The sequence below is a fragment of the Streptomyces sp. MB09-02B genome, assembly GCF_033794485.1.
Lineage (GTDB): Bacteria > Actinomycetota > Actinomycetes > Streptomycetales > Streptomycetaceae > Streptomyces.
The window spans coordinates 1-20,994 of record NZ_JARGEE010000136.1; the positions used below are offsets into that span (position 1 = coordinate 1).

The following is a 20,994-nucleotide window of genomic DNA, read 5'->3' on the forward strand; positions in this document are numbered from 1 at the left end:
GGTCCACCTCGTCGTGGACGGCCACTCCGCCCACCGCTCCCGCAAGGTCCGCACCTGGCTCGCCGACCACCCGGACCGCATCGAGCTGCACTTCCTGCCCTCGTACTCGCCGGAGCTGAACCCCGACGAGCTGGTCAACGCCGACCTCAAAAGGAGCCTGCCGATGCACAGCCGGGCCCGCGACCAGGCCCAACTCGCCGCCGAGACCCGCCGATTCTTCCACCGACGCCAACGCCAGCCACACATCGTCCGCGGCTACTTCGGCGGCCCGCACGTCCGCTACATCCTCGAATAGAACCCTTTGAGTTTCGGATCAATAGGAGAAAGGACTTCTTCATGCGGATGAATTCCACCTTCCGCGAGCGGACGGCGTCCACCCTCGCCGCACTGCTGGTAGTGGGCGGGGCAGCGGTCATGGTCTCGCCTCAGGCTTCGGCCGCCGGTGACGGTAACAAGGTGCACAACTGCTTTGGCCGTTGGTACAACACCGACTGGGACCAGAAGTGCAGCAGCCCCGGTGCGGCCTACGCCGGCACCTACGAGTCCAAGGCCATCTGCACCCTCGAGCCCGACAACTGGATGGACCAGTGGCGGGCAAGAGGCAGCACCGCGACGTACGACGGCCACGACTGCGACTGGTCTGTGACGGGCGTGCAAACCTGGTTCTACCAGTAAGCGTCGCACCGCCGCAGGCGGCCTGAAACAGAAAAGCTGCGGCCCGTCTGCCCGCACTCCAATTGCGGGCAGACGGGCCGCGTTTCCAGCTTACTCACCACGGCGAGGTGCTCGTATGCACGTTCACATATCCGGCCTCCGTCAGGGATACCCAGGGCGTGTGGTCCTCGAGGACCTCGACCTCGAACTCCGCCCCGGCGTGACGGGGCTCCTTGGACCCAACGGCGCAGGCAAGTCGACCTTGATGCGGACCCTGGCCACGGTGCAGCCACCGCTGCGTGGCCGTATCGCTCTCGACGGGGTGACCATCGACGGCGAGAAGGCTGCGCGGCATATCCGCCGTCGGATCGGTTATCTTCCTCAGCGGTTCGGATGGGATCCAGGCATGCGGGTACGTGACTTCGTCGAGTACGGCGCGTGGATGCGCGAGGTGCCTGGCGAACACCGGGTCCGTGCCGTGGAGCGGGCACTGAGCCAGGTTGACCTGGAGAACCGGAAGCACGAGCGGATGTCCCGGCTCTCCGGTGGCATGCGACAGCGTGCTGGGATCGCGTGGGCCATCGTCGGTGACCCGGGCCTGGTGATCCTGGACGAGCCCACTGTGGGCCTGGACCCGCGCCAGCGCCTGCAGTTCCGCCGGATCCTCGCCGGCCTTACCGATACCACCGTCCTGCTGAGCACGCACCTGATCGACGATGTGGCCGCCGCATGCGACCACGTCGTCGTCCTGCACAGTGGGCGGGTCCTCTTCAACGGCAAGGTGGCCGAGATGGCGGACCGGGCTGGTGACGGTGCCGCGGGACACACCCCGCTGGAGCGTGCCTATATGGAACTCCTGCCGGAAGGAGAGCGGGAACTGTGAGCTCCTTTCTTCTGGCGCTGCGTGCCTCCCCGCTGCGGTGGCTGCTCGTCCCCCTGGTCGCGCTCGATCTCACCCTCATCCTCGCCCGCGACGGCTATTGGCACGGCCTGTGGGGGGACACCGGCGCCGCGGGGCAGGTGCCCACCCTCTTCCTGGGCGTCTTCGCCGCGGCTGCGGCCGCGTGGACCTCCTCCCTGCGCCGTCCGTCCGAGATGGCGGAGACTCTGGGCGCGATGCCCCGGCCCGGACCGCAGGCTGAACTGCCACGCATTGCCGTGGTCCTGTCTGTCTTCCTCGTCCCGTACCTGGTGGGGCAGGCAGTCTGTTTTGCGGTCACCGCGCCCTCATGGCCGCCCGGCTTCAACCAGTACCTGGGATACCTCCTGCTAGGTGTCGCGAGCCTGCTGACGGCCACGGGGTTGGGCTGGATCATCGGGCGGCTGCTGTCCAGCCGCTGGGGCCCGGCGGCCGGTGCGCTCGGCTGGCTGCTCGTTGTCATGGCCTTCGACAACGACCTTTCCGTGGTGAACGGCCCGGCCCGGCTGCAGCCCGACCTGTTGGAGATAAGCATGCGCGCGGCGGTTGCACTGCTGCTGCTCGTCGCCTGCCTCTGGCTGCCGTACGGCCCGAGGATCACGCGAGTCAGCCCGCTGCCAGGAGTTGCTGTCGTCCTGGCCGTCGCCGCGACTGCGGCAGCCGCCGGCACCCCGGTCATCGACGAGCGGCACGGCTCCGGATCGAAGACCTGCGTCAAGGGCCCTACCGAAATCTGCCTGTGGCCCGAGGAAGCGAAGTACAAGCCGATGGCCCAGGACGTGCTGGCCCGGGCCGAGCACCTGCCGCCGGTGCTGGCCAAGCCTGAAGCGGTGTATTCCCTCGGCCTTGTCTACACCGAGGACCGCAGGTGGGGCGGTGACTTCGATATGGACAGCGGTTCCGTATGGGCGATGGCCGACGGTTTGACCATGGCGATCAGCGCGGAGACGTTCGCCGCCTGCCGGGACGACGACTTCAAGGGCTTCGAGGCGCAACTGAAGGCCGACGACCAGTCGGTCCTCGCTCTGGAGCGGTGGCTAGAGAAGCGGCTGGCAGGTGGCGGCGAGCCGGCGTACAGGGAAGAGGGAATGACGGATTCCATGGCGAAAGCGGTGGAAACCGGCAAAGAGATGGCCGACCGGCCTGAGGCGGAGCAGAGCGAGTGGGTCACGGCGACGGTGCGGCGCGTCCTGGAGAAATACTGTGACTGACAGCCGTGCCGGCACGCGCGGCGACGCGCTGCCGCCTACCTGGCGGCCCGGTTCGGGCCGGCGCTTCTACCCGCCGTGCGGCGTGCGGCGGCCGGGGAGCGTCCTGCTCCTGGTCCTGCTCAGCGGACTGGCCGTGGCCTGGCTGGGGGACAGGCTGGCGCCCCTGCCCACTGTGTCGGGTGCGCAGTCCGCAGGTACTCCGAGTTGGCGGATGCTCGCCATGTTCGCGGGAGTCCTGCCGGTACTGTCCCTGCACAGCCGTATGGCGGGGCTGGAGGCGGTCGGCACCACCCGCTTTCACCGTGGGAGGGCGTTGCGGCTGACGGCGCTGTGGGTCGCGAGCCTGGGCGTCTTCCTGGGCGTCTGCGCCGCGTTCGTGGAGGGCCGGGTGCTGGAGGTCATGGCCGGCGCTCTCCCGGGATGGACCGGGTTGGGGCTGCTCAGTGGGCGCCTGCTCGGCTGGCGGCAGGGGTGGATCCTGCCCGCACTGGTTCTCCTGCTCGTCGGCTACTGGAGCGTCCAGGACGGATCGGGCGGCTACCCGTGGTGGGACTTCACTCGCTCACCCGTGGTGGAACAGCCGCTGGGTCTCGGGATCAGTCTGGGGCTGCTGGCTGTGGGGATGATGGCGTATTGGATGACACCCTGGCGCTTGAGGAGTCTGCTCCGGCGTACTCGACTTTGAGGACGCTGTTGAACGCCTCGGTGACGGCGCTGTCGAAAAAAGATTCGATTCCGCCCCTGGGAATGGAAAACGCTGAGCTTGCGGCAGGCGCTGGAGGACTTCCGAGGCATACTCGCTGCCGCGGTTTGTGTGGAAAGCAACGCCCAGCATGTCCCCACCATGGGTGGCCGTGGCCATGTGTAGGGCGGTCACGACCATGCCGGCGTCGTGCCGCTCTCCCGTCGCGTAGCCGAGCAGGCGACGGGAGAACAGGTCGATCTCGATCTCCGTCGTACTCCTGCACCGACGATAAAGGTCGATCAGGTGCTGTGGTCCACGCTCGGGGCCGAGTCCACGCCGGAGACCCACCAGGCCGAGCTCCTCGGCTATGGTGGGAGGGCGGCAGCAAGCGGGAGTTCGCCTGGAGGGGCGAGCCCCGCCATTAGGAGGGCCACGAGTACATCGTCCTGCTGGTGAGGGTGATGACGGGAAGTGGGGCGCCACCTGGCACGCGATGCCCTACGACGAAGGGAAGGCCGGCACCGGCGAGAACGCCGGTGAGCTCCAGGGCCTGGAGAAGCAAGCCCGTGGCAAGAACCCCCGCGGTAAAGCAGCCTCCTGGACCCGGCCCGGCCAGCGAAGTAGCCGCACGTCGTCCTGGTGGACACAGCTGTCACCGGCCAGTGAGGAGCCACCCACTACGGCCGCCTGTCCGGCCCGCTTGCAACTCGGCGGTCAGCGCCGGTCCCGCGTTGCTGCCATTGGAGTCAGGTCAGTCGCGTGTCCTGCGTGCGCGATGCGTGAGCGGACTGCGCGGCAGAAGCCGTCATGGACAGGCATGGTGATCGCAGTGAACGTGCTCTGACCGGGTATTTTCGGACAGCGCGCCAGCGTCCGGAACCAGTCAGCACACCCCCACCAGCCCTCGTAATGCGTAGGTCTCGGGTTCGAATCCCGAAGGCGGCTCTATGGTGAACCCCAGGTCGAGCATTTGACCTGGGGTTTTCTGTTTTCCTTGACCTTGGATATCCGGCGAATCGGGCACTGCTGGTCTGCGCATCGAAATGCGTAGGTCGCCGGTTCACAGCTTGTGTCCGGTTTTCGGCGCGCCGCTGTGACCTGCGACTTCATGGTCCCGAGGGCTTCTGCATCGAATTTCGGAGTGATCGCCGGTGGCCATCCGGTGGCCATTTGTGCAGCGCGCGTGCAGGGAGCATCCGCTCTCGGCCCTGCAGGTGCTGTCTCAGATGCCCCGTCTCTTGTGCAGTCTGAACAGTGGAGACACTTGCCGTGGAGTCCTCGGCGCCGGTGTGAAGCGGCCCGGTCGCAGGTCGCTTTACCTCTCGCGCGGCACCGTTGTGGCCCTGCTTCACCCAGCCAGGCACTGTCGCAAGATCTGCACCCGATGGCATTCGACGCAAGGGTGAGTTGACCATCGCCACCCGTAACAATGCGCTACGGCATTTGAGTTGACGCTTGGCCTGTTTCTGCTGTGCCGTGTTGCCAGTCTGTCGTGAGCGGTAGTTGAAGGTTAAGGAGCTCATCGAGGCGGAGCGGCCCTGCTGTGGCAGTAGGGGTGTTTGCTCGAGCGGTCGTTGAAGAGTGGCGTGTTCTGTGCGTTTGACCTTCATTCGCGTGCGGAGAGCGAAGATGTGTGGCGTTCGAAGGTTCGCCCGACTGGTCGGTAATCGCCCGCTGTCGTCCCAGCTCAGAGGTGATCCGACAGTCAAATTTGTGATGCAGATCACGTTGACGTCGGGAACTGAGGCCGCGTTAGATCGCGGGATCTATGAAGGTTCTGTGACTACGGGGTGGGTTCGTGGGGTTGAGGCGGGGGCATCGCCATGTTCAGATGCGAAGAGGTCGTTCGCATCGTGCAGTCGGTGGGATCTCGGCTGCGGCGACGCTGCTGTCGCTGTTGCCTGTCGTGTCGCTCGCGAGCGTTGGTGAGGCGGTGGCCGCCGCTCCGACTGTGGCGCTGACCGAACAGTCGGCCTCGGAGCGCGCGGTGGCGACCGGCGAATCCGTCGAAGTGCCGTCCGAGCGGACCGAGTACACGACGACCGTGGCGAACCCCGACGGCACCTTCACTCTCACTCAGTCGACACAACCGCAGCGCGCACGGGCCGAGGACGGCACGTGGCAGGACGTTGATGTCACTCTGGAAAAACGTTCCGACGGGACGGTTGGACCGAAAGCCGCCGTGGTGGACATGGCCTTCTCGGGCGGCGGTGACGGATCAGGGCTGCTGCGCCTCGGGCGTGACGGCCAGGAGCTGAGGATGGGCTGGCCCACCTCCCTGCCTACGCCGACGCTGGACGGTGCCACGGCAACGTACGCGAACGTGCCGGTCGACGGGGTGGACCTGCAGATGACGGCGACCGCCGAGGGCTACCGCGAGGTGCTCGTGGTGAGGTCCGCCGAAGCCGCTGACAGCGCTGAGTTGGAGCACATCAGCCTTACGGCCACAGGGGCCGGCCTGAGTGTCGTGCCTGGTGAAGGCGGCGGGTTGCGGGCTGTGGACGCCGACGGGAATGCGGTGTTCCGGGGGCCTGCGGGACAGATGTGGGACTCGGCGGGAGACGATGCGGCCGCCGGGCCGCAGACCCAACTCCTGTCCAAGAGCGCTGCCTCGGAGGCCGAGGCCGAGGCCGCTGTCGAGGATCTCTCCCACCCCGGTGAGGGGGACGCCTCGGCGGAGTTGCCGGTGACGGTGGGGGACGGCACCGTCTCGGTGAAGCCGGACCTGGAACTGCTCCGCGGCCAGGAGACGGTGTACCCGGTCTTCATCGACCCGCCCGTGGGGCTGGGTGTCTCCGAGTGGACGAAGCTGTCGTCGGACGGGGACAAGTTCTGGAAGTTCACCGAGCCCAAGGGCGTCGGCCGGTGTGGTGTCGCGGACGGTTACGCCTGCGGTTCCGGCTACACGGACCGGATGTACTTCGAGTTCGGTCCCGGCAAGCTGGCCGGCAAGCATGTGCTGGACGCGACGTTCCGGGCGAAGGAGACCTGGTCGTTCAACTGCACCCCGTACTGGGTGGACCTGGAGCGCACGGACAACATCTCGGAGGGCACCCGCTGGCCCGGCCCCAAGCAGCTCGACCAGATGGGCGACAGGTACGTCTCCGCGGGACGTGGCGACCTGTGCAGCCCTGAACAGCCGAACGCATGGGTCGAGTTCAACGACAACCCTGCTGAGGCGGACGAGAATCTCGCCTCGACCGTGCGGGCGTTCGCCGCGGGCAAGTTCCCCCGGCTGACGCTGATGCTGCGGGCCAAGGACGAGACCGAACCGCGCGCTTGGAAGCGGTTCGACAACAACGCCGAGCTCAAGGTCTGGTACGTGCACAAGCCGGGTGTGCCGACCACCGTGGGCGCGATCCCCGGGACCGGCAACAAGACAGGCCCGTGCCGCCCTTCGTCGGACCCGCTGACCGTGACGGTGCTCGCGCCGACGATTCACGCGAGGGTGCAGACCCTCGTTCAGCCCGGCGCGGACGAGACGACACCCGCCCTGCAGGCCGAGTTCGCCATGCAGCGTTCCAGCAACGACACGGCCAAGGGGACCTGGTCGCAGGTGTGGAGCGGGTACAGACCGGCTGAGGGGTGGGCGACGGACGGCGATCTTCTGCATATCACCACGACGAACCGGGCGGACGGAGGTCTCTATCGATTCCGTGCGCGTACCCAGTCGCACTGGAGCTATGACGGCCGGTCCGGAGACCTGTTCTCGCCGTACTCCTCCTGGTGTTACCTGAGGATCGACTCGACCGCGCCCAAGGCGCCGACCATCGTGTCCGGGACGCCGTACACCGAGTGCACGGTCGACAACTGTGCTCCGAACGGAGCCCCGGGGGTGGCAGGCACCTTCACCTTCCGGCCGAACGCTTCCGACAACGACGTGAAGGCTTACCGCTGGCGGTTCCTCTCCACGGGCGCGGGTGCGACCAAGCAGGTCAATGCCGCGACGACAAACGCGCCCGTGACCCGGAAGGACATCACCCCAGGCCTGCCCGGCACACAGACCTTGTCGGTGGAAGCCAGCGACCTCAAGCTGGACAAGGACGGCCGTGTGCGCTGGGGACCACCGGCGGAGTTCGTCCTCAAGGTGGGACTGCCGCCAGGTCCGTCGGGCCGCTGGCGCTTCGACGACGGCACGCCGGGATCGAAGGTGGTGGAGGCCCAGGACACCGGCGAGGTCGGAACACGCCACAAGGCCGTCCTGCGTGACACGGCCGGCACCGGTTGGTCGACGATGGCACGCCGTGGCGCGGGTGACTACTCGCTCTGGTTGAACGACAGCACGGACCCGGCCAAGCAGACCGGCTACGCGTCGACCGACGGACCCGCCGTCAACACCCAGGACTCCTTCACCGTGTCGGCGTGGACCTACCTGACGGACGCCTCAGCGAACAGGACGGTGCTGTCCGCGCCCGGCGACCGGGGGTCGGCGTTCACGCTCTACTACTCGTCCACGTACAAGAAGTGGGTGTTCAACCGGACCGATCAGGACAAGGACAGCCCGGTCTACATCCGCTCGGTGGCCGATGAGGCCAATCCTCCGCTGCGCGTCTGGACCCACCTGGCTGCGGTCTTCGATGCGAAGAAGGACGCTGACAGGACCAACGACACGATCCAGCTGTACGTCAACGGACAGCCGCAGGGTGATCCGGTCGTGCTGTCCGACGCCGCGTCGACGTACACGCCGTGGTCGGCGGACCGGAACCTGATGTTCGGTGTCTCGAAGGTCGGCGGTGCGTACGGCGATTACTTCCGTGGACGGGTGGACGAGGTCGCGGTGTGGCAGGAGGCACAGCAGCCTGAGCAGATCCGCGAGGAACACCAGCTGAAGATGGACGATGTGCCGACCAATGAGCTGGTCGCGCACTGGGACGCCACCATCTCGTCCGGTACGAAGGTCGCGGAGAGTCCGGAAGACCCGGACAACCCCGCCAGCACCTCGTTCCCGTACCAGCGAGGTGGTCTGACTCTGGCAGGCGGCGCCGAACTGGCCGGCGAGGATGCCACGGCGCTTGTACTCGACGGCTCCTCAGGTTACGCCTCGCGGACGGGACCGGTGATCGACGAGACCGGATCCTTTACCGTGTCCGCCCGCGTACGGCTCAACAGGGCTCTGCTGGAGTCGAAGCCGGATGGCTACCGAGGACTGGTCGCGGCACAGGCGGCCCCGGCGGGCAAGGAGTCCTCCTGGGCCCTGTGGGTGGAGAAGATCGCGGACGGCGTCTTCCAGTGGAAGTTCGGCCGGACGGCGGTCGACTCCACCGGAAAGGTGGTCGACAGTGCCCTCGCCGTGGCCCAGGAGCCGGTCGGCGACCACGAGTTCGGCACATGGGTCGACGTCACCGGAGTGTTTGACGCCGCGCAGTCTTTCAGCGCCGGTGACGGGTCGGAGCGTTTCGGGGTGACCCAGTTGTACGTCGGTCAATTCCCCCAGCAGAGCGAGGAAGACGACGGCTTGGAAGCCGCTCAGCAGGGTTCGGGCGCGCTCTCGGTGGGTCGGGGTTCGGCGGGCGGTACCACCGGCCACTATCTGCCGGGTGACTTGGCGAAGTTCCGCGTGTGGTCAGGCGCCATGCCCAAGGAACGGGTACAGAGCCAGATCGCCGAGCCGTCCACATAGACCGCACGGCCTGCCCCAGCGAGCTTCCCTGCTCTCTTCCATTGACCTTCAACGGCGCGCGGCCGTTTCAGCGGAGCCGCCGCCGCAAGGAGACTTGTCATGACCCAGTTCGCCCCAGGCTCGTCCGGAGCGGGGACGGCCATATCCGGCAGACGCGTCTGGACGAGGCGCATCGCCTCGGTGGTGGGCTTCGCCATGTTGCCCGGCCTGCTGACACCGGTCGTGTTCGCGGCTGAAGTCGACCCGCTCGGCAGGCCTGATCTCAAAGCCCCGAAGGCGACCAAGGTCTCCCCGTGGACGGTGAAGACCAACAAGAAGGTCGCGGCGCAGGGGGAGAAGATCGAGTCCGCGAACCGTGCCGCGGCCAAGCGCGCTGGTCAGGACAGAGCACGGAAGGTCACCTGGCCGGGCAGCGGCTCGTCAACGCTCTCGTTGTCCGCATCGGGCAGAGCCAAGGGCACCCCCGGTTCGCTGCCGGTTTCGCTCACCGAACCGAAGGCCACCAAGGGCAAGAAGCAGCCACGCACGGCCGATTCGGTCAAGGTCGAGGTCCTCGGCCAGAAGACCGCCGAGAAGCTCGGCATCAAGGGTGTGGTGCTCAAGGTCACAGGGCCGAAGACGGGCGGGCAGGCCCGGCTGGGCGTCGACTATTCGGCGTTCGCCTCCGCCTATGGCGGTGACTGGGGCGGTCGTCTCAATCTGTTGAAGTTCCCTGTGTGTCTGCTCAGCGACAGCGATACGGGTAAGTGCCGTGCGTCCAAGCCTCTGGTTTCGGTCAACGACCGTGCCGAGGAGCGCCTTTCGTCGACGCTGGCGTTCAAGCCGGCTGCGTCCCGTGCCGAGACGATGGTCCTCGCTGTGGCCGCCGGTACCCAGTCCGGCGGCGGCGACTACAAGGCGACTCCCCTGGCGTCCTCCTCGACCTGGGAGGCGGGTGGTTCGGCCGGCACGTTCACCTGGTCCTACCCGCTGCGCACCCCGCCGGCCGCGGCCGGCCCCGCTCCGGGGTTGTCGATCTCGTATGACTCCGGCGCCGTGGACGGCCGTACCGCCAACACCAACAACCAGAGCAGCCAGGTCGGTGAGGGTTTCGATCTCACCTCCTCCTACGTCGAGCGCAAGTACGGCTCCTGTGACGATGACGAGCAGGACGACAAGTTCGACCTGTGCTGGAAGTACGAGAACGCCTCCCTCGTGCTGAACGGCAAGGCGAGCGAGCTCGTCAAGGACGACACCACCAAGCGGTGGCGTCTGAAGAACGACGACGCCTCCACGGTCACGCACTCCGTCGGTGCCGACAACGGCGACGACGGTGACGCGAAGACCGACACCTCGCAGGGTGACAAGGGCGAGTACTGGACGGTTGTCACGGGTGACGGTACCAAGTACGTCTTCGGCCTGAACAAGCTCGAAGGGGCGGGGGCGAGTGACCGTACGGAGTCGGTCTGGACCGTCCCGGTCTTCGGTGACGACTCGGGTGAACCCGGTTACAGCAGCGGCAGCGGCTTCTCGGCGCGCGAGAAGAAGCAGGCCTGGCGGTGGAACCTCGACTACGTCGAGGACACGCACGGCAACGCGATGAGCTACTGGTACCAGGCCGAGACCAACCACTACGACATGCTCGGCGACGACACGACCGGCACCGAGTACGTCCGCGGCGGCTACCTCAAGGAGATCCGCTACGGCCAGCGCAAGGACTCCCTGTTCTCCGCCACCCCCGCCGCCTCGAACAAGGTCGTCCTCGACTACACCGAGCGCTGCATCGCCTCCGGTACCGGCTGCGACTCGCTGACGAAGGACACCCGGGACAACTGGCCCGACGTCCCCTTCGACGCCGTCTGCAAGAGCGACGACAAGTGCACCGGCAACACCGGCCCCTCCTTCTTCACCCGCAAGCGGCTGACCGGCATCACCACGTACGCGTGGAACGCGGCGGCGTCGACACCCGCGTACGCGGCCGTCGACAACTGGGCGCTCCAGCACGGCTACCCCGACCCGGGCGACACCGGTGACTCCGCCGATCAGTCCCTCTGGCTGAAGGAGATCAAGCACACCGGCAAGCGTGGGACCGACCTGGCGCTGCCTCCGGTGACATTCGAGCACACGCTGCTCCCGAACCGTGTCGACGGCCAGCACGACAACATCCTCTCCTTCGACAAGCCGCGCCTGAAGAAGATCACCTCTGAGGCGGGCGCCGAGACGATCGTGTCGTACATGGAGGGCGACTGCGTCTATGGGCAGACGATGCCCAAGGTCGACGAGAACACCAAGCGCTGCTACCCGGTGTACTGGTCGCCCAACGGGGAGAAGACTCCGATCCTCGACTGGTTCCAGAAGTACCCGGTCTCGTCCGTGATCACTTCGGCTCCCCACGGGGGCACGGAGGCGGTCCAGCACACGTACCAGTACTCGACGCCGGCCTGGCACTACAACGAGGACCCGTTCGTCCCGGAGAAGGAGCGCACCTGGTCCCTCTGGCGCGGATTCCAGCGCGTCACGCACCTGACGGGTACCAGCGACACCGCCCAGCTGAAGACGGTCACCGTCTACATGCAGGGAATGAACGGCGACCGGGTCCTCGGCACGGACAGCAACACACCGCACCCGGACAACCGCAAGTCGGCCTCAGTGACGGGCATCCTCGCCGGCGCGGCCACGGACCGTGATCAGTACGCCGGCTTCGTCCGGGAGAGCGTCACCTACAACGGGTCCGCCGAGGTCTCCGGAACCATCAACACCATCTGGTCCGAGAAGACCGCCACCCAGCACAAGTCGTACGCCGACACCGAGGCGTACATGGTGCGGGTAGCCAGCAAGACGGACCGCACCCGGGTGACGACCACCGGCACCGCCGTCAACCGAGCCCATCGGATCACGTACACCTACGACGACTTCGGCATGGTCAGCACGACCGAGGACGAAGGCGACGCGGCCGTCACCGGCGACGAGAAGTGCACCCGCACCTGGTACGCCCGCAATGCCAAGAACGGCATCAACTCCCTTGTCTCCCGCAACCGTACGGTCGCCAAGACATGCGCCACGACGGATACGACCCTCGACCTCCCGGCGGACACCACCCGCCCCGGCGACGTCATCTCCGACACAGCCACGGTCTACGACGACGCCACCGCGACGGCCTGGTCGGCGGCGCAGGAGCCGACGAAGGGCGAGGCGGTCTGGGCAGGCCGCGCCAAGTCCTACGGCAGCGACGACGCCCCCACCTGGCAGAAGGTCGCGACGACGACGTACGACGCGCTCGGCCGTCCCCGCACGGTCAAGGACACCAACAACGCACTGGTCACGGACACGGCCTACGTCCCGACGGATTCCGGCCCGCTGACCTCCAGCAGCGTCACCAACATCAAGGGCCACAAGGCCACCACCGCCGTGTCGTTCGCGACCGGTGCGCCGCTCAAGGTGACGGACGCGAACAACAAGATCACCGAATCCGAGTACGACAGCCTCGGCCGTGTTACCAGCGTCTGGCTGCCCAATCGTCTCAAGTCCCTCAGCCAGAAGCCGAACTATGTCTACGCCTACAACATCACCAACTCGGACCTGTCCTGGGTGTCGACCGCAGCACTGAAGGGCGACGGCTCCGGCTACAACACCACGTACGAGTTCTACGACAACCTCCTGCGCACCCGGCAGGTCCAGACCCCGACCCCGGTCGGCGGACGCCTGATCGCTCTCACCCGGTACGACAGCCGCGGGCTGGCGGTCAGCACACAGGGCGACATCTGGGACAACACCTCCGCCCCCTCAAGCAGTCCGGCGCAGACGGAGGGCAGCCAAGCCCCGATCCAGACCGACACGACGTACGACGGCGCCGGCCGCGCCACCAAGACGGTCACGAAGACCCACGGTGTGACCCGCTGGACCACGGAGTCCACATACACCGGTGACACGGTCACCACGTCCGCCCCACCCGGCGGCCAGGCCACCGCGGTGATCACCAACGCCCTCGGTCAGACGACCGAACGCCGTGAGTACGCGGGTCCGACCCCGACGGGCACGGACTACACGACGACCAACTACACCTACACGGACGCCGGCCAGCAGAAATCCATCACCGGCCCGGACAAGGCCGTGTGGTCGTACACCTACGATCTGTTCGGACGCCAGATCACCGCGACCGATCCCGACAAGGGAACGGCGAAGTCGGTCTATGACAGCCTCGACCGGGTCGAGTCGTCCTTCAACGTCGAGGAGGAGAGCAAGAAGCTCCTCTACGGCTACGACGAACTGAACCGCAAGACCGGCCTGTGGCAGGGCACGAAAACCGACGCCAACAAGCTCGCGGCCTGGACCTTCGACACGCTGGCCAAGGGACAGCTGGACACGGCGGTCCGCTACGACGGCGGATCGGTCGCTCCCGGCAAGGCGTACACGAAGAAGATCACGTCGTACGACCCCCTGTACCAGGTCAAGGAGAGCCAGCTCCTGCTCCCCGAGAACGATGAGCTGGTGGCGGAGGGCTTCGTGCCGAAGACCCTGTCGTTCGCGACGGGGTACCGTCTGGACGGGACGGTCAGTGTGGCGTCCCAGCCGGCGGTCGGTGGTCTTCCCGCGGAGTCGGTCGGGTACGACTACAACGCGACCGGACAGCAGATCGCGTCGACCGGCACGACCGGCTATCTGCAGGGCGCGGTGTTCTCCCCACAGGGTGACCTGCGTCAGCTCACGGTAGGCATGGACGGCGCATCCTCGGCGAAGAAGGCCTACCTGAACTGGGACTACGAGTCCGGCACGCGCCGCCTGACCCGCTCCTACGTCACCGACGACGTGCACGGCTACATGCCGCAAGAACTGAAGTTCACCCAGGACGACGCGGGCAACGTCACGTCGATCTTCGACGCGTCGACGGCAGGCGGTACAGCCAAGCCCGACTACCAGTGCTTCACGTACGACGGCCACCGCCGCCTGACGGAGTCCTGGACCCCGACGACGGCCGACTGCTCTGCCTCCGGCCGCACGATGCCGAACATCGACGGCGCGGCCCCGTACTGGACGTCGTACACGTACACGGCAGCCGGCCAGCGCAAAACGGAGACCCAGCACACCGGCACGGGCAACAGCACGACCACGTACACCTACGACGACACCAGCACGGCCGGCGACAACAAGCCCCACACCCTGGACAACACGACCGGCGCCAGGGCGGCCGCCTACGACTACGACGCGAACGGCAACACCACATCCCGCCCCGGGCCGAAAACCACCCAGTCCCTCCTCTGGAACGGCGAGGGCAAACTCGCCAAGACCACCGAGGGCACGGCCGAGACCAGCTACCTCTACGACGCCGACGGCGAGTTGCTGATCCGCCGCGCCAAGGGCGACGGCGACACGGTCCTGTACCTGGGCGGCACGGAAGTCCGCCTGACGGTCAAGGGCACGGCGAAGACCCTCTCCGGCACGCGCTACTACTCGACCAACGGCCAGACGATCGCGGTCCGCACGGCGACCGTGGGCACCACGGGCACGAAGTTGAGCTTCCTTGCCTCCGACCACCACGGCACGTCCAGCCTCGTTCTCGATGCGACGACGTACGCGGTCACGAAGCGGTACACATCACCCTTCGGCGCCTCACGCGGCACTGCGACAGGCCCCTGGCCGGACGACAAGACCTTCCTGGGCAAGCCGACGGACGCGGGCACGGGACTGACGCACATCGGGGCACGCGCTTACGACCCGAAGAACGGTCAGTTCATCAGCGTGGACCCGCTGCTGGAAGCTGGAAAGCACCAGTCACTCAACGGCTACAGCTACAGCGAGAACAACCCTGCCACTCTTTCCGATCCGAGTGGCCTCGGCAGCTACGAATGCAAAGAGGGGATCCTTGACCACTGCAACAATGGCGTTCCCACCAAGAAATCGAAATATCACCCGGAGCGGGAACGCAACACCGGAGGGACGACTAAGAAGAACAGTGGTGGAACGGCCAGCACCAATAGTGGCGGGCACACCAGTAGCGGTGGTGGCGGGGCGAAGCCAGGCCCTGGTGACCCAGACAATGGCTGCGGTTCCTGGGGCCCCCTGTCCGGACTCTGCTCCGGCGTTGGAGAGACGTTCTACGGGATCGTTTCGAATGTTCCCCACATGGCCGAATACGGCGGATGGATCTTTGATGGTGACTGTCGAGGCGGTGGCGGTCCCGGCGAACCAGGATGTGACTACGGCGCCCAATTCGATGAATGGGTAGCCGGATACGGCTACGACACATCGAGTGACTCTTATCGAGTTCCCAGTGCTCTTGCTTCGATATTTGCTCATAGGCCTGGCGGCAGTGGGAATAAGTCACTGTCCGTGCCTGCTGTAGGCGCCGCCGGAAAGAAGACTCGTTTTCAGGTGACTCCCAACGGTGTAGTCACGGATCTAACGGCTGATATGTCGAGGGCAGGTAAAAAGTTTACCCCAAAAGGAAAGAGGGAGGTGATCGAGAAAAATAGAGATGCAAATGGAGGGAAAACGCTCTGTGACGACTGTCGCATCGAGACTATTCCTGCGACTCGATCGCGCAAGGGCGTTCCTGTGGATCGTCGGGAGACTCGCGTCGACCACATATGGCCGCAAAGTTTGGGCGGTCCGGGGACGCTTTGGAATGGCCGTGTTACTTGTTTCACATGCAATGGATTTTGGCTCGATGCGCCCAAAGGTCCGCTGGGGTGATCGTGGCGCCTGACGCAATCTCTGCTGTGGATGAGCTGACTACTGCGACGGGCTGCGGCCGTAGTAGTCATGTGAACGTTGCTAGGTCTCACCTCGCACCAACTGCTGGGCTCTTTGGGTGCATACTGATGCAGTGACTACCATCAAGGGTGAAGCGAACGATCGGGTGCGAGTGGTGTTCCCGCTCGAACAGGACCAAGGATGGCCGCCGGTAGCCAGCGAGCGGCTGTGGGCCGTTCCTGTGGATGTCGATCTGGTTCGAATTGATAGTGTGCCGTGGTTTGTGTGCGACCTTTCCTTGAACGACATTGTGAGGACGCGCACGGTTGCCCACGGGGTCTTGGAGGCTGCGGAGAAGGTGTCCTGGTCGGGAAACTGTACGGTGCGAATCATCCCTTTTGGATCGGGGAAATTTTCTGCAGACCCGCAGAGGATTATTGACCTGTTCTCGGCACTGGGTGTCCAATCTGAAGTGATCGAGCAATTTGGGATTATCGCCCTGAACGTCCCACCTGCGGTCGATATCGCCAAAGTGAAGGGGTTGCTCATCCGGGGATTTGAGTCCGACTGGTGGGACTATGAGGAATCCTGCATCGGCGACGCTTGGGAGGCGTCGAGTCCCCGCTATTGAGCGCTTCGACCATTAACCTCGATCTTTCACGAGGGTCCGCCGACGGAGTCGGTGGGCCCTTTCGCTTTCCGGTGCCGACTGCGGCGGGCCGGCGGACCGGTTGTCGCATCGGGGGGGGCGCCGGGTCCCCCTGGCCGATGGGTGATGTTGTCGTCGGGAGCGGTTTGCAGGTTGGTGGTCAGCCGGAGGTGGGCAGGATCGCGTGTCGTTCGAGGATGGTGACGCGCAAGCATTGGCGCACATCTTGAGGCCGGGAACGATCCCGACGAGATTTGTTGCGGTATGACTCTTCTGGTGCATGCGATCGATCTTGAAGGAGATTCAGCTCTCCAGTCGGGAGAGCCGATAGAATCGTCCTTGACGCGAGTTTTGCTCGAGAGTGGGGCGAATCCGAGACTCGTTGCACCTTCTGGTAAGTCACCGCTGTCCGTGGCTAGTATTTACGGACATATGGAGGCGCGTGATCTGATTCTGCGGTACACCGGTGATGTTCCCGAATCTAAATGAGAACCCAAGCCCATGGGCAGGGCTGATTCAAAGTCTTGGGGGTCATGGAAACGTGCAGGTCGCGGAGGTGCGACGATCCGGCGGAAGTCCGTCACGAACACAACGAAGCTCCGGTTGACGGGGTGACCTTCCCAAGTCGCCCTGCCCGTCCGGAGCTTCGATGTGCCGCCAGTCTGCCACTGTCTGCCTGACCAAGTCGCCCACCGCCGCCCAGCGCGGCGTGAACGGTGTCGCCGAACGACTGGCCGTTCTTCGCGATCCGCGAAGAGATCGGCGGGGACGACGCCATTCGCTGGCATCGGTCCTGCTCACCGCCTGCTGCGCGGTGCTGGCCGGGGCTCGCTCCTATCTGGCCGTGGGCCAGTGGGCCCGCCACGCGCCCCTGGATGCACTGGCCCGCCTCGGCGTGCGCGCCACCGGCCCGCTGGGCGTGCGCCGCGCACCGTCCAGCTCAACCATCCGCCGTCTCCTGACTCTCGTATGTCCCGGCGGGCTTGCCGACCTCCTCGGATGCGACCCCACGGGCAGCCGGCACCTGGCCGTGGACGGCAAGACCGCCCGCGGCTCGCGCACGGACACCGGCCCGGCCGCCCACCTGCTCTCTGCCGTCCTGGAAGGCGGACGCACCGTCAGCCAGCTACGGGTGCCGGACAAGACCACCGAGGTCACCGGCTTCACGAAGCTGCTGTCCCCGTTCGACCTGACCGGTGTCGTGGTGACCGCCGACGCCCTGCACACCCACCGTGACCACGCCAGGTGGCTGGTCGAAGCGAAGAGGGCGCACTACCTGCTCGTGGTCAAGCGGAACCAGCCGACGCTGCACACCGCGTTGCGTTCGTTGCCGTGGAAGGAGGTGACCGCCCGCCGCTACGACCGCGAGGCGGGGCACGGGCGACGTGAGACCCGCTCGGTGCGCACCCTCACCGTCACCAGTCTCGGGCTGGACTTCCCGCACGTGGCGCAGGCCGCGAAGATCCACCGGCATCGCACCGACCTCAAAACCGGCAAGATCACCCGCGAGACCCTCTACGCCATCACCGACCTGACGGCGCGTGCGGCATCTCCCCAGGCCATCGGCCAACTCGCCCGCGCGCAATGGGGCATCGAGGCCGTGCACCACGTAAGAGACACCACGTTCGGCGAGGACGCCTCGAAGATCCGCACCGGGCACGGACCGGAGAACATGGCCACCCTGCGCAGCTTCGCGATCAGCGCCCTACGCACCGCTGGGCACCACAGCATCGCCGCCGGCCTGCGCGAGCTCTCCTACACGCCCTTCACCCGCCCACTGGACCTGATCGGACTGCCCTGACCAGCAACACCACATGATCACCAGGACTTTGAATCAGCCCTGAGCCCATGGGCGACCGGGGTGGGCTGTATCATGGCGCCGCGTCTTGCAGATCTTGCAGAGTCTCCAGGTGCACGGTGTGGCAGACGAGTGCCCGCAGGATTCTCGCCGCCTGTCAGGAGACGACAATCCCGGTGCCCCGGCTCTTTGCTATCCGAGGTGCCCATCCTGGTGGCCGGTCGGTGGCCGGACGCCTTTGGACAACGTAACAAGAGGGAGTACAGGTCAAGTAGCCGCACATACTCTGATCAGGCAGAACAGCGCCAGGCAGCACGACGAGGCACCCCGCAACACGATCCCTCACGGTCTCGTAATGCGTAGGTCTCGGGTTCGAATCCCGAAGGCGGCTCTGTGGAAGCCCTAGGACTCACTCGCCGTGACCTGGGGCTTTTGCTATTAGCGGATGCGGCGGCGACGTTGAGCGCGGGCCGCGCGGCGGTCCCCAGTCTCAGTTCTAGTCTCAGTCGCGGGCTCGGGCGCTGCTTCCGGGGCGGGTAGGAAGGCGTCTCCCATGCGGCGCATGGCGTCCTTGGAGAGATGCGAGCGGCCCTTGACGTAGCGGCGGGTCTGACTGATCTGGGTGTGCCGAAGGATCTCCATGATCGTGGGCATGTCCACACCGAGTTCATTCAGGATCGTGCCCGCCGTGTGGCGGCTCCCGTCGTAGAGGCGACGGTCACCGATGCCAGCCTCTGCCAGTAGTTCTTTGAACTCCTCCCAGTCGTCGCGGGGGTCAATGGGCCGGCCGTCGGGCCGGGTGAACACGGCCTGGTGCTCCTGCCAGGCTTCGCCCGCCGCCTCCCTCAGTTCGTCCTGCTGTCCCTTGTGCGCGATCAGGTAGGGGATGAACGCGGGCGGGATCGGTACGGGGTTCGTGCTCTTCTTGGTCTTGGGACGGGTAAAGGCCAGACCTCCGCCCTTGCGGTCGGGGCAGATGCTCGCGTGCTTAACGCAGGTCGCAGTGCACGGCTTCGGGCAGCCACGCTTATAGCCCTTGTGCGTGGCGCAGTTCGGCGGGCAGGGCTCGAAGCGGTGCAGGCGCGCCCCGCAGGCGTGCGCGTCACCGCAACCGTGCCGCCAAGTGAGTCGCTGTAGCTGCCACCGGGGGTGGAACAGCTCTGCCTGTAGGTCGACGTACGGCCACCGCAGTCCCAGGGTTTCGCCTTGCCGGAACCCCATGCCCACCCCGACGATCCACCGCATGAACGTGGGCCGCTTGGCCGCCGCCTCCAGAAACGCCTTTGCTTCTTCTCGGGTGAACGGGTTCGTCTCGGTCTCGTCGATGCTGGGCGGGTCGACCAGCGTGGCGACGTTCTCGCCGATCATTCGGCGGCGGTGGGCAATCTTCAGGGCCCGCGACAGGATGCGGTGCACCTTGACCACGTGGGACGGCGCGTGACCGGCATCGAGCATGGCCCGGTACATCTGCTCAAGGTGCTCGGGGGCGAGCTTGTCGATGCGGTGCTTCCCGACGCCGGGAACGATGTCGTTGCGGGTCTGGGCAACGCGTGGGAATGGCTTGCGACGCCGACCACGCCAGGACGGTACGAACTCCGCGGCAGCGCCTTCACGAGCCCCCTGTTCCGGGGAGTCCCCGCCATCGTCAACGACGCCAGCGACATGATGCACGACGATGACACCGGGTTCCGCTGCGTGGCGACGCCTGAGCAGATGGCCACACGCAAACGGTGACGGCGATGGGGTGAAGCCCGGGCACCTGATGCAACTATTCTCAGTCAGTGAGCCTTTTCAACCTGGCACCAAAGGCGCGGCCCGCTTCGGCGAAGGGGCATGGTGAGCGTGGCCCCTATCTGGCCCAGTATTCGACGCCGAATGCCTGGCCGGTAGCATGATGCGTGTCTCCGTTAAGACATTTTCCGTTGAATGTGCCATCTCCCGAAAAGACGATGAGTCCACATCTACCGCACGTTGCCCATCCGGGGATGTAATTATGGCGCGGGTCAAATGAGGTAGGGAAGCAATATTCCAGGGGATTTTCGCTCTCGACGATGTGGTGAGGCTGTACGAGTATTGGCCCCAGCGTTGGATGAACCTCGCGACGCGGGCGCCGACCTACGCATGCTTTCAGTGGCGAAGCGCCTCCTGTGTGTACTGCGCCCAGGCAAAACTTGCAGCGCCTAAAACCGCAGAAGTTCCCTTCGATTCCTGCCGAATTGCGATCATTCAGCCTGAGTTTCCACTTCGCATCCCCGACATGAGGTCCAGGGAGAAGCCCGCCTGATGTGGGGTCTGAAGCCCCAGCAGCAACGCAATGGCCATTTGCGGGCGGACGCCAAGCTTCTCCGAAGGGAGGAGATCGGTAAGGGCCAGTGAAGTACAAGGCGAGACAGTTCTTACACCCGGTCCAACCGAATTCAGCAACCATAGTAGACTTCCCCGTCCGCTTACCCCCTCCGGGAGGGGAGGCTTAAATCCCAAGGAGTAACGAGTTCACGGAAGTAACTGATCGACGTCCTGTCATGGCACCCGATTCCACCGTACTACGTTCGACTGCGGCTCGCATACGCAAGTGCCCACACGACGCTCTTAAGAGCCGTCAATGAGCATTTCGGGATGGCCGCTAAAGGCTTTTCAGTGAAGCCGACTGGTCAGGAACCCTCAAGTTCGGAAGAGGGTCACCAGGCCGGTATTGATCCGAAACGGTAGGTGTTCTGGGTCGTTGATCCCTGCGTGAGTGAACTGGTGGGGGACGCACGGCAGTTGTCGCCGTCGGCGCAGGAGGCCCT

At 65.7% G+C, this 20,994-nt stretch carries 10 protein-coding genes and 1 pseudogene; 10 read left to right on the plus strand and 1 reads right to left on the minus strand.

The window, feature by feature from the left end:
* From P1P70_RS20210 to P1P70_RS20250, 9 genes are all read left to right on the plus strand, one after another.
* On the plus strand, nucleotides 1-295 hold a 295-nt coding region (locus tag P1P70_RS20210; RefSeq protein ID WP_319239751.1), incomplete at its 5' end, for a transposase.
* A 41-nt stretch (nucleotides 296-336) separates the two neighbouring features.
* Nucleotides 337-675, plus strand: coding sequence for a hypothetical protein (locus P1P70_RS20215; RefSeq protein WP_319239753.1), 339 nt, complete (start codon nucleotides 337-339; stop codon nucleotides 673-675).
* Between the two features lie 160 nt (nucleotides 676-835).
* Nucleotides 836-1,537 carry an ATP-binding cassette domain-containing protein gene (locus P1P70_RS20220; protein WP_319239755.1) on the plus strand — a complete coding sequence of 234 codons (702 nt, stop codon included), beginning with the start codon at nucleotides 836-838 and terminating at the stop codon, nucleotides 1,535-1,537.
* Nucleotides 1,534-2,784 carry a hypothetical protein gene (locus P1P70_RS20225; RefSeq protein ID WP_319239756.1) on the plus strand — a complete coding sequence of 417 codons (1,251 nt, stop codon included), beginning with the start codon at nucleotides 1,534-1,536 and terminating at the stop codon, nucleotides 2,782-2,784. The genes P1P70_RS20220 and P1P70_RS20225 overlap by 4 nt, the downstream gene beginning before the upstream one ends.
* The gene (locus P1P70_RS20230; protein ID WP_319239759.1) at nucleotides 2,777-3,469 is read left to right on the plus strand and encodes a hypothetical protein; all 693 of its coding nucleotides are present in this window, start codon (nucleotides 2,777-2,779) and stop codon (nucleotides 3,467-3,469) included. Before P1P70_RS20225 ends, P1P70_RS20230 begins: the two co-directional genes overlap by 8 nt.
* 1,831 nt (nucleotides 3,470-5,300) lie before the next feature.
* Nucleotides 5,301-9,089 (plus strand): LamG domain-containing protein, encoded by a 3,789-nt coding sequence (locus P1P70_RS20235; protein WP_319239761.1) that lies wholly within the window; start codon nucleotides 5,301-5,303, stop codon nucleotides 9,087-9,089.
* Between the two features lie 99 nt (nucleotides 9,090-9,188).
* Entirely contained in the window at nucleotides 9,189-15,758 is a 6,570-nt protein-coding gene (locus tag P1P70_RS20240) for an RHS repeat-associated core domain-containing protein (RefSeq protein WP_319239763.1), read from the plus strand.
* 133 nt (nucleotides 15,759-15,891) lie between these two features.
* Nucleotides 15,892-16,389 carry a DUF4265 domain-containing protein gene (locus P1P70_RS20245; RefSeq protein WP_319239765.1) on the plus strand — a complete coding sequence of 166 codons (498 nt, stop codon included), beginning with the start codon at nucleotides 15,892-15,894 and terminating at the stop codon, nucleotides 16,387-16,389.
* Nucleotides 16,390-17,056: 667 nt separating this feature from the next.
* Complete coding sequence (locus P1P70_RS20250) at nucleotides 17,057-18,208, plus strand: ISAs1 family transposase (protein ID WP_319239767.1); 1,152 nt, start codon at nucleotides 17,057-17,059, stop codon at nucleotides 18,206-18,208.
* 435 nt (nucleotides 18,209-18,643) lie between these two features.
* Here P1P70_RS20250 and P1P70_RS20255 read toward each other — a convergent pair.
* Nucleotides 18,644-19,750, minus strand: a pseudogene (locus tag P1P70_RS20255) (tyrosine-type recombinase/integrase); the annotation flags it as partial.
* On the opposite strand from P1P70_RS20255, the gene P1P70_RS20260 reads away from it, so the two are divergent.
* Nucleotides 19,643-19,939 (plus strand): hypothetical protein, encoded by a 297-nt coding sequence (locus P1P70_RS20260; RefSeq protein WP_319239769.1) that lies wholly within the window; start codon nucleotides 19,643-19,645, stop codon nucleotides 19,937-19,939. The pseudogene P1P70_RS20255 and the gene P1P70_RS20260 sit on opposite strands and share 108 nt — an antisense overlap.
* Nucleotides 19,940-20,994 lie beyond the last annotated feature (1,055 nt).

Coding starts and splice junctions, on each gene's coding strand:
- P1P70_RS20250 (WP_319239767.1), top strand. CDS start 17,057: ATGTGCCGCCAGTCTGCCACTGTCTGCCTGACCAAGTCGCCCACCGCC.
- P1P70_RS20215 (WP_319239753.1), top strand. CDS start 337: ATGCGGATGAATTCCACCTTCCGCGAGCGGACGGCGTCCACCCTCGCC.
- P1P70_RS20235 (WP_319239761.1), top strand. CDS start 5,301: ATGCGAAGAGGTCGTTCGCATCGTGCAGTCGGTGGGATCTCGGCTGCG.
- P1P70_RS20240 (WP_319239763.1), top strand. CDS start 9,189: ATGACCCAGTTCGCCCCAGGCTCGTCCGGAGCGGGGACGGCCATATCC.